Here is a 26,307-nt window from a genome sequence, read left to right on the forward strand (position 1 = left end):
GTGGACAAGGGCGTGACTCCCGATACTGAGTGGGTGACCGCATTGGCGATCGAACCGACGACGAGGCGCACCGTTCTTCCCGGCGCGCCGCCGTTCACAGTCGACGACCTGCTCAGGTTCCCCGACGACGGGAACCGCTACGAGCTCTTCAACGGGAGTCTGGTAGTGAGTCCTGCCCCCACCCCCCCGCACCAGGATGCGATCTTCCTGCTTCAGACGATCCTGCACCGCGCCCTGCCGGCGCAGCTGAAGGTGTACTCGACCGTCAACGTCCGAGCCTCGGAGAGAGACCTCTTCATCCCGGATCTGGCCGTCGTCACCAGAGACAAGGCCAGAAACGTCAAGCTCGTCTTCGAGGCCGCCGACGTCCTGCTGGCCGTGGAGGTGGTCAGTCCGAGCACCAAGACGCATGACCGGGGCAACAAGGCGGCCGCCTACGCCGCTGCGGGAATCCCCGCATACTGGCGCATCGAACTCGATGAGGGGCCTTCTCTCTACGTGTATGAGCTCGACGGCGGCTCCTATCGTGAACCCGTCGCCCACAAGGCCGGCACGATGGTGAGTCTGTCGTCACCCTGCCCGGTCAGCTTCGATCCCGAGGAACTGGTCGACTACTGAAGCCGTAGTCGGTCGCGGCGCCTTCGGGGGTGATGTGGCCGGACTCCAGGTCGGCCAGGATCGCCGCCGGGTCCCTTTCCGACGGGGGGCCGAGGCCGCCGCCGCCCGTGGTCTCCACGACGAACGCCTCGCCCGCCGCGAACCGCACGTTGTTGACCTTCGAGGCCAGGCGTTCCACCCGCCCGTCCAGGTGGCGCTTGTGGAAGCCGCCCACCCTGCCGGGCAGGCCGCCGTCCCGGCCCGGGGGCGGGAGGCGCAGGCGGTCGCCGCGGGTGGTGACGTGGCAGTCGGCCAGGAAGCGGTAGACGGTACGCGAGCCGAGCCCGCCCCGGAAGCGGCCGGGGCCGCCGGAGTCGGCGATCGTCTCGACCGACTCCACGAGCAGCGGGCAGCGGCTCTCCACCGGCTCGGCCTGCGGCACCGAGTTGCGGCCGATGCCGAAGTGCACGCCCGTCGCGTCCGGCCCGTCCAGCCCCTGCCGGGCGCCCACCCCGCCGAAGTCGTAGGACAGGTGGATCCAGTACGGCGCCCCCACCGCCGCGATCGAGAACGGCTGGAGGATCCCGCTGGCCGCGATCGCGCGGTCCGGCATCGCGTCCGACATCGCCTGGAACACCGCTTCCATGGCGGCGTAGATGGGGACGTACCGGCCGCCGCACGGATACGGCGAACGGGCGTTCAGCAGGGAGCCCTCGGGCAGGACGACCTCGATCGCGCGCAGGCAGCCGTCGTTCATCGGGATCGTCGGGTCCAGGAAGCAGCGCACCGCGAAGACGGCCGCCGCCAGCGACTGCGACGCCGAGGCGTTGATCGCGGCGGGCACCTGCGGCCCGGTGCCGGTGAAGTCGAGGACGGCCGCGTCCCCGCCGAGCGTGACGGCGACCCGTACGTGGTGCGCCACCCCCGGCCGCACCCCGTCGTCGTCGATCGGGTACGACGCCTCGAACCGCCCCCGGGGCAGCTCCGCCAGCGCCGCGCGGGTCCTGGTCTCGGTGTGGTCCAGGTAGTCCTCGACGCCCGCGGCCAGGCCCGCCACGCCGTACTCGGCCATCAGGGCCTCGACGCGGGCGGCGGCCACCGCCGTCCCGGCCACCAGCGCCCGCACGTCGCCCATGACCTTGTCGGGCGTGCGGCTGTTGGCCCGCAGGACGGCCTCCACGGCCGGTTCGAGGCCGTCCCGGGTGGCCAGGCGGACCGGCGGGAGCTGGAGCCCTTCGAGGAAGATGTCGGTGGCCAGCGGCGCCATCCCGCCGGCCGACAGCCCGCCCAGGTCGGAGACGTGGATCATGGTGGCGGTGAAGTACGCCGGGACCCCGCCGGCGAACACCGGCCGGTAGACCAGCAGGTCGTTGGTGTGCACGCCGCCCCGGTAGGCGTCGTTGAGCGCGTACGCCTCGCCGGGCCGCATGGTGTGCGGCGGGACGTCCTTCAGCAGCTCGGGCAGCGCGACCTTCAGCGCCATGCTGTTCATCAGCGTGGTCGCCATGGACTGCGCGACCAGGCGGCCCCCGGCGTCCAGGATCGCCGCCGAGGCGTCGGAGCCCTCCACGATGAACGTCGAGTACGCCGACCGCACCACCACGATGCTGGCCTCCTCGGCGGCCACGACCAGCGCGTTCCTCAGCACCTCGGCGGTCAGGGCGTCGTTCACGCGGCGCCCTCCAGGGTCAGGCGCACCGCGCCCGACGGGCCGGCCGCGGCCCGCCAGCCGGGCGGGACGACGATCGTGGACTCGGCGTCCTCGACGATGGCCGGGCCGCGCACCCGGTCCAGCGTCCGCCGGGTGTGCACGGGGACGTCGAGCCACCCGCCGGCCTCGGGGAAGTACGCCCTCCTGCGGCCCGCCGCACCCCCACCAGACCCAGGTGCGGCGGGCGTGGCAGGCGTGGCGGGCGTGGCGGCGTCGGTGACGCGGACGCGGTAGCTGACCAGCTCGATCTCCCCTTGCTGGACAATCCCATACACCTGCGCATATTTCGCGAAGAACCGCGCCGCCAGCTCCTCCCGCGACTCCGCCCAGTCCACGGTCAGGTCGTGCGACTGGCCCTTGAACCGCACGTCCACCGACCGGGCCACCCGCACCCGGGCGACGCCCAGGTCGGCGGCGGCGTCGGCGGCCAGCGCGGCGAAGACCTCCGCCGGGTCGCCCGCGTCCAGCCGCGACAGCACCCGGTCCGTCGAGAGCGCCCCCGCCAGCAGCCCGGCCGCCGAGGCCACCCCGCAGTACGCGGGCACCACCACCGTCGCGATCCCGAACCGCCGCGCCACCCCGGCCGCGTGCATCGGCCCCGCGCCGCCGAACGCCACCAGCGCGAACCCCCGCGGGTCGATCCCGCGCTGGACCGTCACCACGTGCACGGCCGCGGCCATCGAGGCGTTGACGATCTCGTGCACGGCGTGCGCGGCCTCCTCCCGGGACACCCCGAGCGGCCCGGCCAGCCGGTCCACGGCCTTGGCCGCGAGCGGCGCCGACAGCGGCATCGAGGCCGAGGAGAGGTAGCCGAGCACGAGGTCGGCGTCGGTGACCGTCGGCTCGCCGCCGCCGAGCCCGTAGCACGCGGGACCGGGGGAGGAGCCCGCCGACCGGGGCCCGACGCGCAGCGCGCCCGCCGGGTCCAGCCACGCGATGCTGCCCCCGCCCGCGCCGACCTCGGCCAGGTCGATGGCCGGCGTCTTGATCGGCACGCCGGTGCCCGCCCGCCGCCCGCCGAAGCTGCCCTTGCCGCCCACGTGGAACTCGTGGGTGATCTCCGGACGTCCCCCGCGCACCACGCACGCCTTGGCCGTCGTGCCGCCCATGTCGAACGAGATCACGTCCGGCAGCCCGGTCGCGGCCGCCGCCAGCACCCCTGCGGCCGGGCCCGACTCGATGGTGGACACCGCGCGCCGGGCCGCCAGCTCGGCCGAGACGACCCCGCCGCCGGACTCCATGACGTGCACGGGCGCGTCGATGCCGATCGCGGCCAGGCGCTCGCGCAGGCGCGAGAGGTAGGAGGTCATCAGCGGGCCGATGTAGGCGGACATGATGGTGGTGGTGGCGCGCTCGTACTCGCGGATCTCGGGCCAGATCTCGCAGGAGGCCACCACGTGCGGCACGTGCTCGCGCAGGATCGCCGCGGTCCGCCGTTCGTGGGCGGGCTCGGCGTAGGAGTGCAGCAGGCAGACGGCCGCCGAGGTGATGCCGCGCCGGGCGATCTCCGCGGCGGCCCGCCGTACCGAGCCGGGGTCCAGGGGGGTGAGCACGGCGCCGCGGGCCGAGACGCGCTCGTCCACCTCGAAGCAGTCGCCGGGCGCGACCGGGGGAGGGGGCGGCGTGAAGCGCAGGTCGTACCGGTCCTCCTCCACGCGGGCGTAACGGCCGAGCGGGACGGCGGCGCGGAAGCCCCGGGTGGTCACGAACGCCACCCGCGCGCCGGTGCGTTCGAGCACCGCGTTGGTCGCCAGCGTGGTGGCGTGCACGACCCGGGTGACCCGGGCGGGGTCCACGGATCCGAGCGCGCGAGTAACGCCGGTGAGTATGCCTGCGATGGGGTCGTCGTGGGTGCTCAGACACTTGGCCACGGCGGTGACCCCGTCGGGGCCGCTCAGGACCACGTCGGTGAAGGTGCCGCCGACGTCGACGCCGATCGCGAACCCCATCCCGGTACGGTAGATCCCCGAGCAAGCGCTTGTCTATGTATCGATCTCTTGACTTACGGCATCTGATTGGGAACCTGGATCTATTCAGTGTTTGGAGCCAAGATGGCGCGCATCACAGCTCTGGCGGGCGGCGTGGCGGCGGTGCTCGTGCTGCTCGCGATCCCCGCCGCTCTCCCCGCCGCGGCCCACAATCATCCCAGCGGGATCACCGATCTGGTGACGCCGGCCGTGGTGCGGGTGGAGGCGGTGTCCCATGTGGAGATCACGCTGCTCGACCATATCGGCGAGCTGAAACACGTGGAGCGCTCCTACGACATCCCGTTCGCCTCGGGCACGGGGACCGTCGTCAACCCCGAGGGCGACGTCGTCACGCTCAGGCGCAACGCCGTCAACCCCGATGACGTCGCCGTCTACGCCGCCAACAAGATCTTCGCCGAGCACCACAAGGTCAAGATCCCGCTCGACTACCAGAAGCACAAGCTCAAGGACGACCTGCTCGACCACCACCTGCAGGAGTGCTACCCGCCCAAGACCAGCACCGCCACCTGCATCATCGACGTGACCACCGACATCACGGTGTTCACCAACGTCTCGCCGCCCGGCCAGGGCCTGAAGTACAAGTGCATCAAGGCCGGCAAGACCCCCGACACCCCCGCCGTGCTGGTCCCGCTCACGCCCGCCGCCGGCAGCGTCGGCATGCCGACCGCGCCGCTCGCCGACAAGGTGCCCGAGCAGGAGGGCTCGCCGACCAACGTGGCCGGCTTCCTCGGCCGGCCGGGGCCCGGCGTCCAGGAGACCGTGCAGATCGCCCACCTGGCCAAGGGCGGGCAGGCCGGCGTGTCCGGCAGGCCGTTCGCCGACCCGGAGAAGAAGGTGGACGAGCCGGTCAAGCTGGGCGCCCTGGTCGACCAGGGCCTGGCCGGCGCGCCGGTGATCGGCGACAAGGACGGGCACGTCATCGGCATGCTCATCGGCGGCGGCAAGACGGCCAGCATGCTGGGCGTCAGGGAGATCACCGCCACCCTGGCCGCGGCCAAGGTCGCGCCGCGCAGGGGCGCGATCGACACCGCCTTCGAGGCCGCGCTGACCCGCTACCACACCAGGTACTACACCGAGGCGGCGCCGGGCTTCCAGCGCGTCCTGGAGCTCTACCCCGGCAACGTGGTGGCCGCCACGCTGCTCAAGACGTCGCTGGCCAAGCGCGGCGGCCCCGAGGACCAGGGCACCAAGCAGGCGGCGGCGCCCCCGTCGCGCTCCACGCCGCTGTGGCCGTTCCTGGTGGCGGGCGGGCTGCTGCTCATCGCCGGGGCCGGCCTGGTGTTCCTGCTGTGGCGGCGGCGGGCCCCGGAGAGACCGGTCGAGCTGCCGGAGACCCTGCCGGCGCCCTCGCCCTTCGACGAGGGCGCGAGCCAGACCGTCGTCGTGCGCCGCTCGCAGCCGTTCCAGGCGGTCCCGCAGCAGCAGCAGGTGATGACCGCCCCCGACTCGCCGCCGGTCAAGTACTGCACCTCGTGCGGCATGAGGCTCGGCCCGGCCCATCGTTTCTGCGGCTACTGCGGCCATCCCATCGAGACGTGATGCAATTGAACGACAGATCGCTCATCGGCCAGGAGGTGGCCGGGTACTACATCGAGGACATCGTCGGCAAGGGCGGCATGGCCGTCGTCTACCTGGCGCTCGACCCCCGGCTCAGCCGCCGCGTGGCGTTGAAGATCCTCAACCCGGTGCTCTCCGTGGACGACAGGTTCCGCCAGCGCTTCATCCTGGAGTCCAGGACGGTCGCCAGCATCGAGCACCCCAACATCATCCCCATCTACGAGGCCAACGCCGACGCCGACGGCGTGCTGTACATCGCCATGCGCTACGTGGACGGCCTCGACCTGCGCCGGCTCATCTACGACCGGGGCCCGCTGCCGCTCGCCCAGGCCAGCCAGATCTTCGCCCAGACGGCCGCCGCGCTCGACGCCGCGCACGCCCACGACCTGATCCACCGCGACGTGAAACCGGCCAACATCCTGCTGGCCGGCGACCACGTCTACCTGACCGACTTCGGCATCACCAAGCACCGTTCGTCGATCTCCGGCCTGACCCAGACCGACCAGTTCATCGGCACGCCCCGGTACATGTCGCCCGAGCAGATCAACAAGGAGCACATCGACGGCCGGTGCGACCAGTACGCGCTGGCCTGCGTGGTCTACGAGGCGCTGAGCGCGCGGCTGCCGTTCCAGCGGGAGAACGACATCGCGCTGCTGTGGGCGCACCTGGCCGAGCAGCCCGCGCCGCTGTCGCAGCTGCGTCCCGAGCTGCCGCCGCAGGTGGACGTCGTGATGGCGCGCGCGCTGGCCAAGGCGCCCGAGCAGCGCTACGCCACCTGCGTCGAGTTCGTGACCGCGCTGCGCGACGCGATCAGCGGCCAGGAGGCCGAGCCGGGCGGCCGGCACCCGTCGGGGCCCCATCTGGTCCCGCACGCCGTCCCGCGCACCGGCCCGCACGCGGCGCCGGTCCCGGGAGCGGCGGCGGGTCCACAGGCAGGCCCTCGTACGGGGCCTCAGGCCGTCCCACAGACAGGACCGCAGCAGAGCCCGTACGCGGTGCCCGGCACGGGCCCGCACGGCCTGGGGCAGCCCTCGGGGCCGCACGAGGACCATTCCCGGCGCGCGGCCCCCACCCATCCCACGGCTCCGGCCAGGCGGCCGGGGCGGCTGCCGATCGTGGCGGTCACCCTGGTGGCCGCCGTGGCCGCGCTGACGCTGGTCGCAATGATCATCTTCAACCACCGCGGCGACACCTGGTCGCGCTACGCCGCCAGCGCCGCCGCGCCGCTGGCCTTCGAGTACCCCGGCGACTGGACCGCGCGCACCCACCAGGACCTGTTCGCCGTGGCCTCGCCGCACGCCACCGAGTTCGAGTCGCTGTTCGTGGCCGGTCCGGGCGCCGACTGGTCGGCGATCTCCCAGATCGTCGCCGACGACCCCGACAGCGCCGTGGGCGTGTACGTCCAGGTCTCCGACACCCTCGACGCGGGCGGGGACTCCGAGCAGATGAAGAGCAAGATGGACAACCTGCTGCCCGGCCAGGTGGACCTCGGCAAGCCGGTCCAGGACCAGGCGGGCAGCAGCCCGGCCACCCGCTTCGACGGCGTCCTGCACGACCCGGCCGGCGGCACCCGGCTCGGATTCGTCAGCTACGTCATCGACCGTCAGCCCAAGACCATGCTCGTGATGTACTTCTGCGCCAAGAACACCTGCGACGACGCCGTCCAGACGCGCATCAGGCAGAGCGTGCGCCCTTCGTAGACTTGTAACTGACTTGTGCCCGGCTTGACCTGGGTGTCCAAGCCGGGCATCGGCCGTCTACCCTCCGCCTGTGGGCATACGAATCGTCATCGCCGACGACCAGGCGATGGTCAGGGCCGGGTTGCGCATGGTCGTCGAGAGCGACCCCGGCATGGAGGTCGTCGGCGAGGCCGGCGACGGACGCGAGGCCATCGCGGTGGCCCGCCGCACCAGACCCGACATCGTCCTGATGGACATCTCCATGCCCCGGCTCGACGGGCTGGCCGCGGCCAAGGAGCTGCTGGACACGCCCTCGCCGCCCAAGGTCATCACGCTCACGACGTTCGACACCGACGAGAACCTCTACGCCGCGCTGCGCGCCGGCACCAGCGGGTTCCTGCTCAAGGTGTCGCCGCCCGAGCAGCTGCTGGAGGCGATCAGGGTGGTGCACGCCGGCGACGCGCTGCTCGACCCGGCCGTGACCAGCCGGGTCATCGCCACGTTCGCCGGGCGCGCCGACCCCACGCCCTCGCCGATGCTGGCCGAGCTGACGCCGCGCGAGCTGGAGGTGCTGCGGCTGCTGGCCAGGGGGCTGACGAACGCCGAGATCGCCAGGGACCTGTACGTCGGCGAGGCCACGGTCAAGACGCACGTGGCCAGGGTGCTGATGAAACTGTGCCTGCGGGACCGGGCCCAGGCGGTCGTCTTCGCCTACGAATCAGGGGTTGTGCGCCCTGGTGCGGCCTGAGGTTTGACGGACAGGGGGGTACGTATGTGTATATTTTCCGTGAGAAGGCGGTAGCAACAGGAGATATTTCATGCCATCGTTCCCCCGGGTGCTGTTCGACGAGGCCCACAGCGAGTCGTGGACCATCCGCCGCGAGGTCGCCGAGACCATCAATCCCGCCCATCCCGACGACAACAGCTACGCGCGCGCGGCAGCCGCGCTGCGCCATCTGGGGCACGACGTGCTCGCCCACACCGAGGGCGCCCTGACAGCCGGGGCGCTGGCCGGCCAGGACGTCCTGGTGATCGCCCACCCGTCCGGCGACCGGTGGGAGCGCACCACCGGCCACGGCAGCCCCGTCTTCGCCGCCGACGAGCTGGACGCCGTCGAGTCGTTCGTGGCCGAGGGCGGCGGGCTCGTGGTGCTGGCCGAGGAGGAGCAGGACAAGTACGGCAACAACGTCGCCGAGCTGCTCGCCCGCTTCGGCGTCGGCGTCGGTCACACGACCGTGCGCGACCCGAAGAACGCCCACCGCGAGGTCGCCACCTGGGTGCTCGCCGAGCGCGCCACGGGCGACGGCGTGCTGGCCGGCGTCCAGCGGGCCTGCTTCTACCGCTCGGGCGTCCTGACCGCCCCCGAGGAGGCGACGGTGCTGTTCGCCACCTCGGCCACCGCCGACCCGGCGGGCGCGCCGCTGGCCGTCGCCCTGCGGCACGGCAAGGGCCGCGTCGTCGTGTTCGCCGACTCCGACCTGTTCGGCGACGACTCGATCGAGGACTACGACCACCGCAGGCTCTGGGGCAACGTGATCACCTGGGCCGCCCGCGTCCCCGGCGGCGACGAGGCCGCCGGATCCCGGGACGAGGCCAAGGCCGCGCTGTTCACCCGGCTCAAGGAGGCCGTGGAGGAGCTGCGCCCGCTGCAGGTCAAGGACGGCTCGGTGCCGGAGGAGAAGGAGCGGGCCAAGGCGCTGGTCGCCGAGATCGGCCGCCGCGTGGGCGAGATCTCGCCTTATTTCCCCCATGACGCCGCGTACCTCCAGGCCGTCCAGGACGACCTGGCCGCCTGGGCCGAGCAGGACCTCGGCGTGCCCGACTTCCTGCGCGCCCTGGACCTCTTCCACCCCGACACCCAGCGCGTGGACGGCCTGGAGCACGTCGTGGTGTTCCCCATGTACACCCAGAACGGCAACCTCAGCCGCAACCTCGAAGCCGTCTGGATCCGCACCATCTGGCCCGACTGGCTGGCCCGGCTGGAGGCCGGCGGCTACGACAACCCGATGTTCGTGCCGATCGCCTTCGAGGACTTCACCTCCGGCTACGACACCCACTCGGCCGTGCTGTTCCCCGAGACGGTCGCGGTGAGCCAGGCCCCGGCCCGCTTCACCTGGGGCGGCATCTTCGCCGACCGCGAGTCCGCCCGGTTCCGCCGGGTCTCGGCGGCGGCCGCCGCCACGCTCCGGCTCGACCTGCCGCCGGACGCCGCCCGCCTGCTGGACTCCCAGCAGCTCGCCCAGGACACGTTCGTGCTGTGGGACCTGATCCACGACCGCACGCACAGCCACGGCGACCTGCCGTTCGACCCGTTCATGATCAAGCAGCGGATGCCGTACTGGCTGTACTCGCTGGAGGAGCTGCGCTGCGACCTGACGGCGTTCGGCGAGGCCGTGGAGCTGGAGGGCAAGGGCGTGCCGCACGCCCGGTACGTGCAGCTCGCCATCCTGTTCGACCGGCTGTTCAGGTTCCCGGTCACCGGTGACCGGGTGCGCAACTACGACGGGCTCGGCGGCCAGCTGCTCTTCGCGTACCTGCACCGCAACGACATCGTCCGCTGGACCGACAACCGGCTCACGATCGACTGGGAGCGGGTCGCGGACGGCGTGGCCGACCTGCGGGGCGAGGTCGAGAAGTTGTACCGCGACAGCATCGACCGCTCCAAGCTGGCCCACTGGCTGGCCGCGCACGAGCTGGTCAGCGCGTACGTGCCGCCGGCCCCCGGCTCGGTGTGGGCCAAGGGCGTCCAGGCCCTGCCCGAGGAGCAGAAGGCCAAGGTGGACGCGGTGCTGCCGGACGAGTTCCCGCTCAGCATGTTCTACGAGGCCCTGCGCCGTAAGCTGACAGACGTGGTCGAGTCGACTAAGGGGATCCGCGCATGATCATCCTGGTGACGGGGGCCGGCGGCCCCACCGGGGAAGCCGTTTCCGAGCACTTCCGCAAGCAGGGGCACACCGTGATCGGGGTCGACAAGGACGACGTCGACCTGCTCGACCGCGCGGCCGTCCAGGACCTCGCGGCCCGGATCGACGCCGAGCACGGCCGGGTCGACGGCGTGGTCCACCTGGTCGGCGGCTGGCGCGGCTCGCGCACGTTCGCCGACACCCGCCTGGAGGACTGGGACGCCCTGCACGACCTGCTGATCCGCACGCTCCAGCACGTGTCGCTGGCCTTCGAGCCGCTGCTGCGCAAGAGCGACAACGGCCGGTTCGTGATCATCTCCGCCAAGGCCGCCCAGCGCCCCACGGCGGGCGGCGCGGCCTACGCGGCGGCCAAGGCGGCCTCGGAGGCGTGGACGCTCTCCCTGGCCGACGCGCTGTCCGGCACGAACGCGGCAGCGGTCATACTGGTGGTGAAGGCCCTGGTCAACGACGCGATGAGGGCCGCGAAGCCGGAGGCGAAGTTCCCCGGCTTCACCGACGTCGGCGACCTGGCGGAGGCGATCGCCGGCCTCTACGACCGCCCCGCCGCAGACATCAACGGCACCCGATTGGACCTCACTTCTTGATCCCCCGGCACGACCCCCAGCTCAAGGCGTTCGCCAGCGACAACTACGCCGGCGTGCACCCGGAGATCCTCCAGGCCATCGTCCAGGCCAACGGCGGTCACCAGATCGCCTACGGCGACGACGTCTACACCGAGGCGCTGCAGCAGGTCTTCCAGCGGCACTTCGGCGACGGGGCGCGGGCCTGGCCGGTCTTCAACGGCACGGCGGCCAACGTGGTCTCGCTGCGCGCGATGACCGCCCACTGGGAGGCGGTCATCTGCGCCGAGAGCGCCCACATCCACACCGACGAGGGCGGCGCACCCGAGGTGGCGGGCGGCATCAAGCTGCTCACCGTGCCCACGCCCGACGGCAAGCTCACCCCCGAGCTGATCGACCGCCAGGCGTGGGGCTTCGGCGACGTGCACCGGGCCCAGCCCAAGGTGGTGTCCATCTCCAACACCACCGAGTGGGGCACCGTCTACACGCCCGAGGAGATCGCCGCGATCTGCGCCCACGCGCACGAGCTCGGCCTGCTCGTCCACCTCGACGGCTCGCGGCTGACCAACGCCGCCGCCGCGCTCGACGTGCCGATGCGGGCCCTGACCACCGACGCGGGCGTGGACGTGCTCTCCTTCGGCGGCACCAAGATCGGCCTGCTGTACGGCGAGGCCGTCGTGGTGCTCAACCCGTCGGCGGCCACCGGCGTCGACTACATCCGCAAGACGTTCATGCAGCTGTCGTCCAAGATGCGGTTCGTCTCGGCGCAGTTCGAGGCGCTGCTCTCGGGCGACCTGTGGCTGCGCAACGCGCGGCAGGCCAACGCCATGGGGCGGCGGCTGGCCGAGGCCGTGGGGCGCATCCCGGGCGTCACGCTGCCCCGGCCCGTGGAGGCCAACGCGGTCTTCGCGATCCTGCCGGCGGACGTCACCGAGCGGCTGCAGAAGCGCTTCCGGTTCTACACCTGGAACGAGGCGACCGGCGAGGTGCGCTGGATGTGCGCCTTCGACACCACCGAGGCGGACGTCGACGCGTTCGCGGCGGCGGTCACCGAGGAGATGCGGGCCTGACCGGCGGTCAGGAGGCGTGCCGCTCCGCCTGCGTGGCCAGGCGGGCGGCCTGCCAGCCGCCCATCCCGTGCACGCCGGGCCCCGGCGGCGTCGAGGACGAGCAGAGGAACACCCCCGGCAGCGGGGTGCGCCACGGCGCGGCCGACCAGACCGGCCGCCGCACGAGCTGGACCAGGTCGTTCAGCCCGCCGCCGATGTCGCCGCCGACCAGGTTGGGGTTGCCCGCCTCCAGGGCGGCGGGGCCGGTCGCGTGCCTGGCCAGCACCCGGTCGCGGAAGCCGGGCGCGTACCGCTCGATCTGGGCCTCGACGGCGTCCGTCATGTCCGCCGCCGAGCCGTTGGGGACGTGGCAGTAGGCCCACAGCGTGTGCCCGCCCCTGGTCGGATCGGCCGCGTACGGCTGCACGACCAGCACGTACGGGCGGGGCGAGTGCCGTCCGGCGGCGACCTCCGCCTCGGCGAGCGCGATCTCCTCCAGCGTCCCGCCCAGGTGCACGGTCCCGGCCCGCGCGACCTCCGGGTCACGCCAGGGCACCGGGCCGTCGAGCGCCCAGTCCAGCTTGAAGACGCCGGGCCCGTACCGGTAGCGGCGCAGGCCGCGGCGGTAACCGGCGGGCAGGTCCGCCATCGCGAGGAACTGCCGGGGCGTCACGTCGAGCACCACCGTCCGGGCGTCGAGCTCGTCGAGCCGCTCGACCCGGTGGCCGGTCACCGCCTCGCCGCCCAGCGACCGCAGCTCGGCCACCAGCGCGTCGGCCAGCACCTGCGAGCCGCCGCGCACGACCGGCCAGCCCACCAGGTGGGCCAGCGCCCCGAGCACCAGCCCGTAACCGGCGCTGACGGGGGAGCGCAGGTCGAGCATGGAGTGCGCGGCCAGCCCGGCCAGCAGCGCCCGCCCCTCGACGGTGCGCAGCGCCCCCCGGCCGAACGTCGTGGCCGGCAGCGCGGCCGCGGCCCCGAACCCGGCCGCCCGCGCGAACGTGCGCGGCCCGGCCCGCCACGGCCCGAGCGGGCTGAGCAGCACCTCCATGAGCGGGAACCCGGCCCGCGCCGCCGCCCCCGCGGTCGCCTGCCAGACCCGGCCGTCCCTGCCGAGCCCTTCGGCCGTACGGGCCGCGTCGCGGTGCAGCAGCACGGCCGGACGGTCGTCGAGCGGATGGGCCGCGGCCACCGGCGGATGGGCGAACTCGACCCCCTTGAGGCCGAGCGCCCGCATCGCCGGCGAGGCCAGCGCCATCGCCATCACGGTGGCGCCCAGGTCGTGCACCCGGCCGGGCAGCGTCAGCTCGCCGGAGCGCAGCCCGCCGCCGAACCGGTCGGCCGCCTCCAGCAGCAGCACCTCGCGCCCGGCGCGGGCCAGCATGACCGCGGCGATCAGCCCGTTGGGGCCCGACCCCACGACGACCGTCTCAGCCCTTGCCGTGACCATGGCGCCCGCCCTTCCGCGCTCCGGGGCTCCAGCCTCTCACGCCGCCCCGCGCGGGGTTCAGGAGGCCAGGATCGACGGGTACGGCTGCGCGCCCCGTTGCTTGAGCAGGTCGGTCATCAGCTTGATCTCACCGCTCTGCCCCTGGACGATCTTCTGGGCCATGCCGGCCACCTCGTCCCGCTTGGACAGCTTGAGCAGCCCCTCGGCCATCTCCACGCCGCCCTCGTGGTGGCGGATCATGAGCTGCAGGAACAGCACCTCGGCCTGGACGCCCTGCAGCTCCTTGAGCTTGGCCAGCTCCTGCGGCGAGGCCATGCCGGGCATCGCGCCCGCGGCCGTGCCCGCAGCCGTGCCCGCGGTCGTGGGCGTGGCGCCGTGGCCGTGGCCCGCCATCCAGGCCATCGGGCGCTGGTCGGTCGCCTGGTCGAGGCCCCACTGCTGCAACCAGCCCTGGAACATGCCGCGCTGGTTGGACTGCGTGGTGATGATGTCGAAGGCGAGGTTCCTGATCTCCTTGGCCGGGCCCTTGTCCCGGATGACGAACGCCATCTCCACGGCCTGCGCGTGATGCGTGGCCATGTCGCGGGCGAACCCGGCTTCGGGCGAGGAGTCCCCGGGCGTGGAGTCGCGGCCGAACAGCAGGAACGCCGCGGCGAGGAGCACCAGCACGGCGCAGACGATCAGAACGGGTTTTCTGGCGGGCTTTTCCATGGCCAGTCCAGCGTACCCATCCCCGCGCAAGCTGTGATCCGACGCTTATGCGCCTCTTATTCTCCGCATACGCCGGTAGGGCATAGGGTGACCGAAGTCAGGTACGCCGATGGAGGGACGATGACGAAGGAGAAGGCGCAGGCGCGGCGCGAGCATCTGCAGAAGATGCGGGCCGAGCAGCAGCGCAAACAACGCCGCGCCGCACTGCTCATGTGGGGGACGGGCGGTCTCATCGTCGTGCTCCTCGTCGGCGTGGTCGGCATCTACCTGGTCAACCAGGCGCGCGCGACGTCGCTCGACGCGGTGACCAATTACAAGTACGAGGCCGGCCAGCACGTCGCCAAGTCGGTCACCTACAAGGAGACCCCGCCCGTCGGCGGCGAGCACAACAACTACTGGCAGCAGTGCGCGGTCTACGACAAGCCGATCCACAACGAGCACGCGGTGCACTCGCTGGAGCACGGCGCGGTCTGGATCACCTACCGCCCCGACCTGCCCAAGGCGCAGCTCGACGCGCTGAAGGACGTGGCCACCTCCACCGGCCAGCAGGACTACATGCTGGTCAGCCCCTACCCGGGCCTGCCGGCGCCGATCGTCGCCTCGACGTGGGGCCACCAGCTCAAGCTCCAGGACCCGTCCGACCCCAAGCTCCCGGCCTTCATCAAGAAGTACCAGAACGGCCGTGACACCCCCGAGCCGGGCGCCATCTGCGGCGGCCAGGACGCCATCACCACCACGTCCGACCAGGCCCCGCTGCCGCCCGCGCCGACCGGCAACACCCCGATGGAGACGCTGGCGCCCTCGCCCAGCCAGTCCAAGTAACCCCCCTTCGCGACACGTCGAGGGCCCGGCTCCGGCCGGGCCCTCGACGTGTGTCCGGGGGCCCGCGCTAGAGGTCGCCGACGAGCAGGCCGCGGCGCAGGCGGGCGTACTCCTCGAAGGAGATGCGGCCGTCGCCGTCGGCGTCGGCCCGCTGGAAGGCGGCCGAGAGCCCGTCGTCGCGGTTCCACAGCGTGCGGAACTCCGCGGCGGTGAGCTCGCCGTCGCCGTCGTGGTCGGCGAGGTCGAAGGTGGCGCGGAACATGGGGTTCAGCACGCCGTCGAGCGCGCCCGTGCGCACCAGCGCCTGGAAGGACTCGACGTACTCCTCCCTGCTGATCCGGCCGTCGTGGTCGGCGTCGAGGGCGTGGACGTGGACGTCCCAGGTGTCGAGGAACGCCGCCACGACCTTCTCGCCCTCAGGGCTGTCCGGCCGCGCGCCGGCCCGCCGGATGCGGTGGCGGGCCAGCGCGAGGTAGTCGTCCTTGGTCAGGAAGCCGTCGCCGTCGGTGTCGAGGTCGTCGAAGTTGCGTTCCGCGCTGCCGCGCAGGAGCACCGGATCCATCCAAGCCTCCGTTGTCACGGATCGTCATGGTCTCGTGACTCACCGTAACGTGCGGATCCGTGACGGCCAAGGCCCGGTAGCGTTCCACACGACCGGGCCCGCGGCTCAGGTCAGCGCCTCCTCCAGCGGCGACCACTCCAGGCCGTGCGCCTCGGCCACCGGGCGGCTGGTCAGGCGTCCCTCGTGGGTGCTCACGCCGGCGGCCAGGGCGGGGTCCGTGCGGACCGCCTCGCGCCACCCCTTGCCCGCGACGGCCAGCGCGTACGGCAGCGTCACGTTGGTCAGCGCGAACGTCGAGGTGTGCGGCACCGCGCCCGGCATGTTGGCCACGCAGTAGAAGACCGACTCGTGCACCCGGTACGTCGGCTCGGCGTGCGTGGTCGGCCGCGAGCCCTCGAAGCAGCCGCCCTGGTCGATCGAGATGTCCACCAGCACCGAGCCCGGCTTCATCCGGCTCACCAGGTCGTCGGTGACCAGCATGGGCGCCTTGGCCCCCGGCACCAGCACCGCGCCGATGACCAGGTCGGCCTCCAGCACGGCCTTCTCGATCTCCAGGGTGTTCGACGCGACCGTCTGGCAGTGGCCCTGGTAGATCATGTCCGCCTGGCGCAGCTTGTCGATGTTGCGGTCGAGGAGCAGCACCTCGGCCTGCATGCCGAGCGCGATGGCGGCGGCGTTCATGCCGGACACCCCGGCGCCGATCACCACGACGTTCGCCGCCCGCACGCCGGACACGCCGCCCATGAGCACGCCCCTGCCGCCCTGCGAGCGCATCAGGTGGTACGCGCCGACCTGCGGCGCCAGCCGTCCGGCCACCTCCGACATCGGGGCGAGCAGGGGCAGCGAGCCGTCCCTGTTCTGCACGGTCTCGTAGGCGATGGACGTGACGCCCGAGTCGAGCAGGGCCCTGGTCAGCGGACCCGAGGCGGCCAGGTGGAGATAGGTGAACAGGATCTGGCCCTTGCGCATCCGGTGGTACTCCTCGGCCACCGGCTCCTTCACCTTCATGATCAGGTCGCACGTGGCCCACACCTCGTCGGCGTGCGGCGCGATGACGGCGCCCGCCGCGGCGTAGTCCTCGTCCGGGATGGCCGAGCCGAGGCCCGCCTGCCGCTCGACGTGGACCTGGTGCCCGTGGCGTACCAGTTCGTGGACGCCCGCGGGGGTGAGTGCGACGCGGTATTCGCTGTTCTTGACCTCGCGGGGAACTCCGACCTTCATGGGGTCATCCCTCGTTCGCGTGGAAAGTTGCCGACAACCTGCGTTCTCATTTCCATTTTTCCTCCGATCTCACAGATAGGTGAGGATTTTTCGGCTGATTACCCCGCTGCTGCCCGTCCTCGATAAGCTCACCGGCAGCCCGAACGTCAGGATGGGGTCGTCAACGATGGACAGACCGGTAGAGGCGCCTCCCGCGGAGCCGGAAGAGCCGGAGGAGCCGAAGGCCAGCCGCCTCACCACCATCGTGCTGACCGTCTCGCTGGTGCTCGTCGTCGTCGTGGCGGGCGTGCTCGGCACGGTCGCCGTCCTGATGACCAAGAGCCCCGACAGCCCGCTGCTCGGCGGCGCGCCGCCGCAGCGCCTGGCCGTCCCCATCCACTTCGCGCCGGTCAAGGAGACCAAGACCGCGCCCTGTCCGGGCGACCCGGCCGTGCTCGACGAGCAGCAGACCACCTGTTACCTCCTGGAGGACGGCGTCACGGTCGGCGCCGTGCAGCGGATCGAGGCCGTCCGCGGCACCGACAACTCCTACTCGGTGCGCATCGCGGTCGCGCCCGTCTTCAAGGACCGGCTGGTGCGGCTCATCGACGAGCTCCAGCCCACGCAGCGGCAGGTCGCGATCGTGCTGGCGCCCGAAGGCGAGCAGACGCCGAAGACGGTCCTGGCCGCGCCGGTCGTCACGCAGAGCATGGACGGCGACAGCCTGAGCATCGCGGGCTTCACCAAGGAGGAGGCCGACGCGCTGGTGGTCCGGATGCTCGGCACGCCGCCGTCCCAGCCGTCGCAGCCCGCGCAGCCGCAGTCGTCCCAGCCGGGCACCGACCAGCAGCCCCAGCAGCCGACGAACCAGCAGCCGACGGACCAGCAGCAGCCCACGAACCAGCAACCCACGAACCAGCAGCAGCCGAACCAGCAGCCGCAGCAGCCCACGGACACCGGCCAGGGCACCGCGACCACCGGCACGACCGCCCCCGCGGGCGTCGCCCGCGTGCCCGACAAGCGGTACGCGAGCTGCAAGGAGGCCCAGGCCGCCGGCGACGGCCCCTACACGCGCGGACGGCATGAGGAGTACTCCTGGTATCCCGACCTCGACCACAACGGCGTGGCCTGCAACAGCGCTGACATCCGCTAGCCGAACAGGGCCCGGAGGGCGTCGATGCCGAAGTAGGCCAGGAAGACCAGCGAGACGGCCCACAACAGCCACGGGATCTCCGCGAACCGGCCCCTGGCCGCCTTGATCAGCGTGTACGAGATCACCCCTGCCCCCACTCCGTTCGTGATCGAGTACGTGAACGGCATCAGCGCGATCGTCAGGAACGCCGGCACGGCCAGCTCGATGTCGGTCCAGGGCACGTTCTTGGACTGCGTCATCATCAGCGCCCCGACCAGCACCAGCGCGGGCGCCGCCGCGGCCGCCGGCACCACCGCGGCGATCGGCGTGAACAGCAGCGTCAGCCCGAGCAGCGCCCCGGTCACGACGCTGGCCAGACCGGTGCGCGCGCCCTCGCCCACACCGGCGGCCGACTCGACGAAGACGGTGTTGGCCGAGGCGCTGACCGAGCCGCCGATCATGCCCGCGACGCCGTCGACGGTCAGGATGCGGCCCAGCCGCGGCACCCGTCCGAGCTGGTCCACGAGCCCGGCCTCGTCGCTGACGCCGATGATCGTGCCCATCGCGTCGAAGAAGCCCGACAGCACCAGCGTGAACAGCACCACGGTCGCGGTCAGCGCGCCCGCCCTGGCGAACCCGCCAAACAGGTCGAACTGCCACACCAGCCCGAAACTCGGCGCCGCGACCAGCGATTCGGGCATGTGCGGCACGACCACCCCCCACTCCTTGGCGGGGACCGGCACCAGCGAGTTGACCAGGACGGCCAGGACCGCGGTGACCGCGATGCTGATGAGGATGGCGGCCGGGGTCCTGCGCACGTACAGGACGATCATCAGCAGCAGGCCGAAGCAGAACAGCGTGACCGGCCAGCCGGTGAGATGGCCGGTCGCGCCGAGCTGCACGGGGGTGCCGGTGCCCCGGGCGACGAAACCCGCGTCCACCAGGCCGATCAAAGCGATGAACAGGCCGATGCCGACGCTGATCGCGTGCTTGAGCGCCAGCGGGATCGCGTTCATGATCAGGGTGCGCAGGCCGGTGACGGCCAGGACGATGATGACCGCGCCCTCCAGCACGACCAGGCCCATCGCCTGCGGCCAGGTCATGTGCGGCGCGGCCTGGTAGGCGACCACCGCGTTCAGCCCGAGCCCGGCGGCCAGCGCGAACGGCGCGTTGCCGACGAACGCCATGAGCAGGGTGGACAGCGCGGCCGCCAGCGCGGTCGAGGTGGTCAGCTCGGCGATCGACAGCCGGGCGCCGGTGACGTCCTTCGCGCCGGCCAGGATGATCGGGTTGAGCAGGATGATGTAGGCCATCGCCATGAAAGTGGTCAGGCCGCCGCGGACCTCGCGTCCGACGGTCGTCCCCCGCCCGGTCAGCTCGAAGAGTCTGTCGAGCACCACACGTCCCCCTCGTCATGGCGAGGGGAGTGCGGGTCACCTACCCGGCGGGGGACATGATCACGCCTTCTCGTGCCGCCCGTGGCCGACCAGGCCGACGAACTCCTCCAGGCCGATCCGGCCGTCGCCGTCGGTGTCGGCGGCGTTGATGAACGCCTCGATCTCCTCCTCGGAGGCGCCGTGAACCCCCAGCGCCTCGTTGGCCTGCCTGATCTCGGCCGCGGTCAGCAGACCGTCGCCGTCGGTGTCGAAGCGACTGAACTCCGCCTCGGCGGCTTCACGACCGCTTGCCATCGGATACCTCCCCGTGATTGGACAAGGCGATATCTTCCGGCCTGATCGGAACGCGAGTCAACCGGAGCCCGGTCGCGGCGCGCACGGCGGCGGCGACGGCGGGAGTGGAGGAGAGCGTGGGCGGCTCGCCGGCGCCGCGGAGGCCGTACGGCGCGGACGGGTCCGGATTTTCCAGGATTTTCAGCTGCATGGGCGGCATGTCGAGCATGGTGGGGATCAGGTAGTCGGTGAACGACGGGTTCAGCACGCGGCCGTCGCGCACCTGGATCTCCTCCATGAGCGCCAGCCCGAGGCCCTGGGCCGTGCCGCCGTGGATCTGGCCCTCCAGCGCCTGCGGGTTCATGATCTTGCCCACGTCCTGCACCGCGGCCAGCTCCACCACCTTGACCAGCCCCAGCTCGACGTCCACGTCCACCACCGCGCGGTGCACGCACAGCGCGAGCTGCGTGTGCGAGTCGCCCTGCCCGGTCACCGGGTCCATCGGCTTCGTGGGCCGGTGCCGGTACTCGCGGGTCTCCTCGATCGGCCCGAACCTGGCCAGCGCCTCCCGCGGCGGCAGCCCCTCGAACCGCTCGCGCACCGCCTCGCAGGCCGCCTTGACCGCGCCGCCCGTCACGTAGGACTGCCGCGAGGCCGACGACGAGCCCGCCGAGCCCACGGCGGTGTCGGCGGTCGCCACCGTCACGTCCTCGATGCCCAGCTCGGTGCGCGCGATCTGGGCCTGGACCGTGACCAGGCCCTGGCCCACCTCGGCGGCGGCGGTGTGCACGGTGACCCGCGGCTCGCCGCCGACCAGCTCGGCCCGCACCCGGGCCGTGGAGTAGTCGTCGAAGCCCTCGGAGAAGCAGATGTTCTTGATGCCGACGCCGTAGCCGATCCCGCGCCGCACCGACTCGCCGTGCGTGGTCTGCGAGACGCCGCCCGGCAGCGCGCGCAGGTCCGCCCCCGTCCGCGGGGCTGGCAGCGGCATGGCCTCCAGCTCGCGCAACATGCCGCCCAGCGGCGCGGGGGAGTCGATCACCTGGCCGGTCGCCAGCGCCGAGCCCTGGGAGACGGCGTTGCGCGCCCGGATCTCGACCGGCGACAGGCCGCACGCCTCGGCCAGCCGGTCCATCTGCGACTCGTAGGCGAAGCACGCCTGCACCGCGCCGAACCCGCGCATCGCCCCGCACGGCGGGTTGTTGGTGTAGACGCCCGCGGCGTCGATCCACACGTTCGGCACCTCGTACGGCCCGGCCCCCAGCGAGGCGGCGTTGCCGACCACGGCGGGGGAGGAGGAGCAGTACGCGCCGCCGTCCAGCAGGATGTCGGCCTTGACGTAGACCAGCCTGCCGTCGCGGGTCGCGCCGTGCTCGTAGCGCATCAGGGCCGGATGGCGGTGCACGTGGCCGAAGAACGACTCCTCGCGGCCGTAGACGATCTTCACGGGGCGGTTCAGGCGCAGGGCCAGCATGCACGCGTGCACCTGCATCGACAGGTCCTCCCGGGCGCCGAACGCGCCGCCGACGCCCGACAGCGTCAGCCGGACCTTCTCCGGCGGCAGGCCCAGGCAGGGGGCGAGCTGGTCGCGGTCCACGTGCAGCCATTGGGTGGCGATGTACAGGTCCACGCCGCCGTCCTCGGCCGGGACCGCGAGACCCGACTCCGGGCCGAGGAACGCCTGGTCCTGCATGCCGACCTCGTACTCGCCGGTGACGACGACCTCCGCCTCGAACGTGTCGCCCTTGCGCACCGGCTGGCGCCTGACGTACTCGCGCGACTCGCGCGGATCGGTCACCGCCGGGCGCGGCTCGTAGTCGACCACGACGGCCCGCGCCGCCCTGCGCGCGGTCTCCGGATGGTCGGCGGCCACCAGCGCCACCGGCTCGCCCTGGTGGCGGACCTGGTCGATGGCCAGCACGGGCTGGTCCTTGTGGTCGAGCCCGTAGAACTTCTCGCCGGGCACGTCCTCGTGCGTCAGGACGGCCAGCACGCCCGGCATGCGCAGCGCCGGGCCCACGTCGATCGACCGGATCCAGGCCGACGGGTGCGGGCTGCGCAGCGTCACGCCCCACACCATGCCGTCGAGCCACAGGTCGGAGGCGTAGGCGAACTCGCCGGTCACCTTCAGCGTCGCGTCCGGCCGCCGCGCGCTCGTGCCGACCCCCTCGGCCCCGCCGACGCCTTCGGACCTGGTGGAGTGGACCGTCTCCGTCATCCTCCGAGTAGAGCACCGGCCCGGCCCGGCCTCCTATGCCCGTGACGTGAAATCCCGGTCATCGCTTGACAGAGCGGGCTTGTATATTCCTCCAAGTGCGCATCAGTGACCTGCTGGCGATCGACGAGCTGGGTCTCAGGCTGCTGGCCGGCGACCCGGAGCGCGAGTTCGGCACGGTCCACATCACCGACCTGCCCGAGCCGGGGCGCTACCTGTCCGGCGGCGAGCTGGTCCTGACCGGCCTGATGTGGCGCGACACCGCCGCCGACTCCGCCCGTTTCGTCACCGCCCTGGTCGAGGGCGGGGTGTCCGCGCTCGGCGCGGGCGCGGCCCGGCTCGGGCACGTGCCCGCCGACCTGGTCTCGGCCTGCCGCCAGGCCGGGCTGCCGCTGGTCGAGGTGCCGGTCGAGGTCTCCTTCCGCACGCTGGCCGAGCTGGTCGCGCCCCGGCTGTCCGGCGACGTGCGCGACGCCCTCGGGCGTCACCGCAGGCTCGTGGCGGCCCTGGCCGAGGGCGCCGACCTGCGCGGGCTGTTCGAGCTGACCGCCGCCGAGCTGGGCGTCACGGGCGCCGTCCTGTCCGCGTCCGGTGAGGTGGTCGTCGGTACGGCCGCCGATCCGGCGGGGCTGGCCAGGGCCTACCTGACCGCGCCCCGGCTGCCCGCGCTGGCCGGCGGCGCCACTCTCTTCGCCGTCGGACGCGGCCACCGGGCGGCCGGCTGGGTCCTGGCCTGCGACGGCGACCTGCTCGGCCGCGCCGACCTCGGCTACGAGCTGGCCGCCTGCGTGGCGCTCGAACGCGGCCGCCTGGAGGAGGGCCGCCGGGTCGAGCGCCGCCTGGCCGGGCAGCTCGTGGCGGCCGCCCTGGCCGACTCCGACGCGGCCGAGCTCAACGCCCGGCTGCGCACGTGCGGCATCGACGCGGACGAACCGTACGCCGTGGTCAGCGCCACCGCCCCGCGCCCCGGCACCCCCACCGCCCCCACGGCCCCCGCCGTCCTCGGCGGCCGGATCCTGGAGGAACTGCTCGCCCGCGAGGTCGTCGCCGCCCCCGTCCCGGCCGAACCACCTCAGGGCAGCGGCGGCACGGCCGTTGACGGTGGCGGTCGCGGCGGCGGCGGTGGGGCGGTGGCGGTGGTCGCGTTGCGGGGGAGGAGCGTCGGGGAGCTGGCCGCGCGGTTGCGGGCCGGGGCTGCCGTGCTGGCCGCGCTGCCCGGCGCCCGCCTGAGCGTCGGCCTGAGCGGCGCGCTGACCGGCGCCGCCGCGCTCAAGGGCGGCGTGGAGGAGGCCGGGCACGCCAGGCGGCTGGCCGAGGCCCGCGACGGCGGCGTGGTCACCAGCGACGAGATCTACACCCACGCGCTGCTGCTGGCCACCGTGCCGGGCGACGTGCGCCGCTCCTTCTCCGACCGGCTGCTGTCCCCGCTGCTCGCCTACGACCGCCGCCACCAGTCGGGCCTCGTGCGCACGCTCGACGTCTTCCTCGACTGCTCGGGCTCGTGGAACGCCTGCGCCGAACGGCTCCACGTGCACGTCAACACGGTCCGGTACCGCATCCGCAGGATCGAGGAGCTGACCGGGAGGAACCTGTCGGCGATGTCCGACCGCGTCGACTTCTTCCTCGCACTCCGCGACACCACCCCGCCCCGCTGACCTCACGCCTCCCGCTCCGCCGCCCCCATCGCCGCCCGCACGGCCGCCAGCTCGGCGTCGGCCCGCCGCTCCCACAGGGCGTTGCCCCCGGACTCCGCGTTGGCCACCGCCTCGGTCGCGTGGGACAGCGCCTCGTCCAGCCGGCCGAGCATTCTGCAGGCCCTCGACATGGTGATGAGACACTCGACCATGAACCGGTACCCGGTTCTGCCGAGCAGCTTCATTCCCTCGCTCATGTGCTCCAGGGAGAGCTCGGGATCGCCCAGGTCGAGCATGACCTGCGAGAGCACGACGTGCGCGTGTCCCTCATGCGTCGTGTCACCGCTCTGGCGGGCCGCGGCCAGGGCCCGCTCCAGAGGGTCCCGCGCCTGCGCGTGGCGCCCCATGCCCTGGCGGGCCGTGCCGAGCATCAAGCAGGCGAAGCGGACGCCGACTTCGGAGCCGATCTGCGTGGCGACCGCGAGCTGCTGTTCGGCGTGGGGCAGCGCCTCTTCGTAGCGCTGTCTGGCGACGTAGGCGTTCGACAGGTTCCCCAGCACCCGCATCTGCCCGAAGCCGTCGCCGAGTCGCCTCGCGATGGCCAGCTCGGCCTCCAGGTGGGGGATCCCCTCCTCGGGACGTCCGGTCAGGCGCAGCCCGTTGGCGATGTGGCCGTGGGCGATCTGTGCGCCGGCGTCGTCGCCCAGCCGTTCGCACACCCGCAGTGCCATGGTGTTGAGCGTCAGCATGTCGTGGCCCTCGTGCGACCGCTGCTGATGCCACAACATCGCGAACGTGAGCCGCACGCCGAGTTCGGCGATCTCGTCGTCCGGGGAGGAGAGGGCCTGGACGGCCACCGCGTTCAGGACGTGCTCCTCCGCCCGCAGCCAGGCGAGCGCCTCCTCGGGCGTGCCGAACGCCCGGGACGTCGCTTCGTCCACCGGGCGCCCGGGCTGGACGCGGTGGGGGTCGATGACGACGTTCGCCTGCCGGGCGGAGGCCGCGAAGTACCCGAGCACCCGCAGGAGCGGCTTTTCCGGATCGCGTACGGGCAGGTCGCCGGCGAACAGCCGGACGAGGTCGTGCAGCTGATGACGACCGTCCCCGGTACGTTCGATCAGGTTCGCCTCCGCCAGCCGGTCCAGGGCGCGCCGTGCCTCGTCCGGTGTTCTGTCCAGCAGCACCGCCGCCACGTCCGCGGTCATGTCCGGCACGTGCAGCCGTCCGAGGAGAGGCAGGGCGCCGGCCGCCAGCCGGTCCACGGGACGGCTGCCGCCGATGAGCCCGTCGTAGCTGGCGGCCAGGCTGGACCGTACGGCCAGGTCTCCCGCGGCCAGCTCCTGCAGCCGTCTGCGCTGGTCCGCCAGCCGCCTGCCGAGGGTGCCCACGGTCCACTCCGGATGATCGGCCAGGCGGGCGCCCGCGATGCGCAGGGCGAGCGGGAGGCCGTCGCAGAGCCGGACCAGCGTCGAGGTCCCGGCCGGGTCGGCGCCCACCCGTCCGTCGCCGGCCAGCTTGGACAACATCGTCGTCGCTTCCGCCTCCGACAGCCGTCCCAGCCGGAGCTGGACGCAGTCGTCGCCGACGTTGAGCGACTCCCTGCTGGTCACGAGCACGCTGACACCGAGCGGCGTGGACAGGAACGGCCGGATCTGGTCCAGCCCGGAGGCGTCGTCCAGGACCACGAGCAGGTTCCTGCCGTGCAACCTGCTGCGCCACATGGCCGCCGCCTCGTCCAGCTCGGCCGGGACGTCCTCGCGAGGCGTCCCGATCCCGCGCAGGAGCCGGCCCGCGAGCCCATGGGCGGACAGACGCGGCACGTTGGGGGTGCTTCCGCGCAGGCTCACGTAGAGCTGGCCGTCGGGGAAGCGGTCCCGCACGGCGTGCGCGACCCGTACGGCGAGGGCCGACTTGCCCACGCCGGGCGGTCCGGAGATCACGACGAGCGGATGCGGCGGGACGTCGTCACGGGGAGCCAGCAGCGCTGCCAGCCGGACGGTCTCCTGCGCCCGGCCCACGAAGCCGATGAGCTCGCGCGGCAACTGGCGGGGAACCGTCTCGGCGGCGACGCGGACGGACGCCCGATCGCCCGCCAGCACGACCCGATGAGCCTCGCGCAGCCCCTGACCGGGGTCGATGCCCAGCTCCTCGGCCAGGCTCACCCGGACGTCCTCGTACGCCCTGAGCGCCTCAGCCTGGCGGCCCGACCGGCTCAGGGCGAGGATGAGCAGCTCGTGCAGACGCTCGCGCAGGGGATGGCGGGCGGCCAGCTCCCGCAGCGTGGCGATGGCTTCGCCGGCGCGGCCCTGCTGCAGGAGGAGCTCGGAGCGGCCCTCGAAGGCGACCAGGCGCAGTTCGTCCAGCACGGCGCGTTCGGTCTCGGCGAAGGGGCCCGTCACCCCGCTCAGCGCCACGCCCCGCCAGAGGCCGAGCCCCTCGTCGAACAGGCGTAACGCCTCTTCCAGAGCACCCGTGCCCCGCGCGCGCAGTGCCGCGTTCACCAGCTCGGAGAAGGCGAAGGCGTCCACCTTGTGCGGTTCGACGAGCAGTTGGTAGACGCCCGCCTTGCTGATCAGCAGCCTCGACCGCTCACCCGGCCTGCGGCCCGGCTCCAGGGTGCGCCTCAGCCCCGCGACGTAGGTATAGACGCTCTGCCCGGCACTGGCCGGGGGCTTCTCCCCCCACAGCCCCTCCACCAGCTGATCCATGGTCACGACCCGGCCCGGCGGGGAGACCAGCATGACCAGGACGGCCTGCTGGCGGGCGGGCCCCAGGTCGAACGCCACCCCGTCGCGGGCGCCGGTCACCGGGCCGAGAAGGCCGATGCTCAGACTGTCGCTCATCCC

At 72.6% G+C, this 26,307-nt stretch carries 20 protein-coding genes; 10 read left to right on the forward strand and 10 right to left on the reverse strand.

Going from position 1 to position 26,307, the window contains the following annotated elements:
* Positions 1–618, forward strand: coding sequence for a Uma2 family endonuclease (locus tag ACWEJ6_RS35520; RefSeq protein WP_397162308.1), 618 nt, complete (start codon positions 1–3; stop codon positions 616–618).
* On the opposite strand, the gene ACWEJ6_RS35525 is transcribed toward ACWEJ6_RS35520, so the two are convergent.
* Both ACWEJ6_RS35525 and ACWEJ6_RS35530 read right to left on the reverse strand, forming a co-directional pair.
* On the reverse strand, positions 584–2,269 hold the full coding sequence (locus tag ACWEJ6_RS35525) for a hydantoinase B/oxoprolinase family protein (protein ID WP_452429462.1): 1,686 nt from the start codon (positions 2,267–2,269) through the stop codon (positions 584–586). The genes ACWEJ6_RS35520 and ACWEJ6_RS35525 overlap by 35 nt on opposite strands.
* A complete protein-coding gene (locus ACWEJ6_RS35530) occupies positions 2,266–4,257 on the reverse strand; it encodes a hydantoinase/oxoprolinase family protein (protein ID WP_452429464.1) in 1,992 nt (663 codons plus the stop codon). Before ACWEJ6_RS35530 ends, ACWEJ6_RS35525 begins: the two co-directional genes overlap by 4 nt.
* A 102-nt stretch (positions 4,258–4,359) precedes the next feature.
* On the opposite strand from ACWEJ6_RS35530, the gene ACWEJ6_RS35535 reads away from it, so the two are divergent.
* The 6 genes from ACWEJ6_RS35535 to ACWEJ6_RS35560 all read left to right on the forward strand — a co-directional run bounded on the left by ACWEJ6_RS35535 (position 4,360) and on the right by ACWEJ6_RS35560 (position 12,086).
* Positions 4,360–5,835 carry a hypothetical protein gene (locus tag ACWEJ6_RS35535; protein ID WP_452429466.1) on the forward strand — a complete coding sequence of 492 codons (1,476 nt, stop codon included), beginning with the start codon at positions 4,360–4,362 and terminating at the stop codon, positions 5,833–5,835.
* Entirely contained in the window at positions 5,835–7,553 is a 1,719-nt protein-coding gene (locus ACWEJ6_RS35540; RefSeq protein ID WP_452429516.1) for a serine/threonine protein kinase, read from the forward strand. Before ACWEJ6_RS35535 ends, ACWEJ6_RS35540 begins: the two co-directional genes overlap by 1 nt.
* Before the next feature lie 70 nt (positions 7,554–7,623).
* On the forward strand, positions 7,624–8,280 hold the full coding sequence (locus tag ACWEJ6_RS35545) for a response regulator (protein ID WP_125630960.1): 657 nt from the start codon (positions 7,624–7,626) through the stop codon (positions 8,278–8,280).
* A 70-nt stretch (positions 8,281–8,350) separates the two neighbouring features.
* Positions 8,351–10,414, forward strand: coding sequence for a DUF6421 family protein (locus tag ACWEJ6_RS35550; protein ID WP_452429468.1), 2,064 nt, complete (start codon positions 8,351–8,353; stop codon positions 10,412–10,414).
* Complete coding sequence (locus ACWEJ6_RS35555; RefSeq protein ID WP_357986948.1) at positions 10,411–11,040, forward strand: SDR family NAD(P)-dependent oxidoreductase; 630 nt, start codon at positions 10,411–10,413, stop codon at positions 11,038–11,040. The genes ACWEJ6_RS35550 and ACWEJ6_RS35555 overlap by 4 nt, the downstream gene beginning before the upstream one ends.
* A complete protein-coding gene (locus tag ACWEJ6_RS35560) occupies positions 11,037–12,086 on the forward strand; it encodes a threonine aldolase family protein (protein ID WP_452429470.1) in 1,050 nt (349 codons plus the stop codon). The genes ACWEJ6_RS35555 and ACWEJ6_RS35560 overlap by 4 nt, the downstream gene beginning before the upstream one ends.
* 7 nt (positions 12,087–12,093) lie before the next feature.
* Here ACWEJ6_RS35560 and ACWEJ6_RS35565 read toward each other — a convergent pair whose 3' ends face one another.
* On the reverse strand, positions 12,094–13,515 hold the full coding sequence (locus tag ACWEJ6_RS35565; protein ID WP_397162302.1) for a phytoene desaturase family protein: 1,422 nt from the start codon (positions 13,513–13,515) through the stop codon (positions 12,094–12,096).
* 57 nt (positions 13,516–13,572) lie between these two features.
* On the reverse strand, positions 13,573–14,226 hold the full coding sequence (locus ACWEJ6_RS35570; RefSeq protein ID WP_452429472.1) for a DUF305 domain-containing protein: 654 nt from the start codon (positions 14,224–14,226) through the stop codon (positions 13,573–13,575).
* Positions 14,227–14,346: 120 nt separating this feature from the next.
* Between ACWEJ6_RS35570 and ACWEJ6_RS35575 the strand changes: the two genes are divergently transcribed.
* Entirely contained in the window at positions 14,347–15,048 is a 702-nt protein-coding gene (locus ACWEJ6_RS35575; RefSeq protein WP_452429474.1) for a DUF3105 domain-containing protein, read from the forward strand.
* Positions 15,049–15,115: 67 nt separating this feature from the next.
* Here the strand turns inward: ACWEJ6_RS35575 and ACWEJ6_RS35580 are convergent, their stop codons facing one another.
* Positions 15,116–15,610, reverse strand: a complete 495-nt coding sequence (locus ACWEJ6_RS35580; RefSeq protein ID WP_358294284.1) for an EF-hand domain-containing protein — start codon at positions 15,608–15,610, stop codon at positions 15,116–15,118.
* 105 nt (positions 15,611–15,715) lie between these two features.
* Complete coding sequence (gene ald, locus ACWEJ6_RS35585) at positions 15,716–16,831, reverse strand: alanine dehydrogenase (RefSeq protein WP_387665970.1); 1,116 nt, start codon at positions 16,829–16,831, stop codon at positions 15,716–15,718.
* A 166-nt stretch (positions 16,832–16,997) separates the two neighbouring features.
* Here ald and ACWEJ6_RS35590 point away from each other — a divergent pair, with 166 nt between their 5' ends.
* Positions 16,998–17,963 carry an excalibur calcium-binding domain-containing protein gene (locus ACWEJ6_RS35590; protein WP_452429476.1) on the forward strand — a complete coding sequence of 322 codons (966 nt, stop codon included), beginning with the start codon at positions 16,998–17,000 and terminating at the stop codon, positions 17,961–17,963.
* Here the strand turns inward: ACWEJ6_RS35590 and ACWEJ6_RS35595 are convergent.
* From ACWEJ6_RS35595 to ACWEJ6_RS35605, 3 genes are read right to left on the reverse strand one after another with little or no spacing between them, the layout of a single operon-like run.
* Positions 17,960–19,339, reverse strand: coding sequence for an NCS2 family permease (locus ACWEJ6_RS35595; protein ID WP_452429478.1), 1,380 nt, complete (start codon positions 19,337–19,339; stop codon positions 17,960–17,962). The genes ACWEJ6_RS35590 and ACWEJ6_RS35595 overlap by 4 nt on opposite strands.
* Before the next feature lie 60 nt (positions 19,340–19,399).
* Positions 19,400–19,633, reverse strand: a complete 234-nt coding sequence (locus tag ACWEJ6_RS35600) for an EF-hand domain-containing protein (protein ID WP_352323877.1) — start codon at positions 19,631–19,633, stop codon at positions 19,400–19,402.
* Positions 19,617–21,830 (reverse strand): molybdopterin cofactor-binding domain-containing protein, encoded by a 2,214-nt coding sequence (locus tag ACWEJ6_RS35605; protein WP_452429481.1) that lies wholly within the window; start codon positions 21,828–21,830, stop codon positions 19,617–19,619. Before ACWEJ6_RS35605 ends, ACWEJ6_RS35600 begins: the two co-directional genes overlap by 17 nt.
* A gap of 95 nt (positions 21,831–21,925) precedes the next feature.
* Between ACWEJ6_RS35605 and ACWEJ6_RS35610 the strand changes: the two genes are divergently transcribed.
* Positions 21,926–23,482, forward strand: a complete 1,557-nt coding sequence (locus tag ACWEJ6_RS35610) for a PucR family transcriptional regulator (RefSeq protein ID WP_452429483.1) — start codon at positions 21,926–21,928, stop codon at positions 23,480–23,482.
* Positions 23,483–23,484: 2 nt separating this feature from the next.
* On the opposite strand, the gene ACWEJ6_RS35615 is transcribed toward ACWEJ6_RS35610, so the two are convergent.
* The gene (locus tag ACWEJ6_RS35615) at positions 23,485–26,304 is read right to left on the reverse strand and encodes a BTAD domain-containing putative transcriptional regulator (RefSeq protein WP_452429485.1); all 2,820 of its coding nucleotides are present in this window, start codon (positions 26,302–26,304) and stop codon (positions 23,485–23,487) included.
* Positions 26,305–26,307 lie beyond the last annotated feature (3 nt).

This window comes from Nonomuraea sp. NPDC004702 (assembly GCF_053601695.1).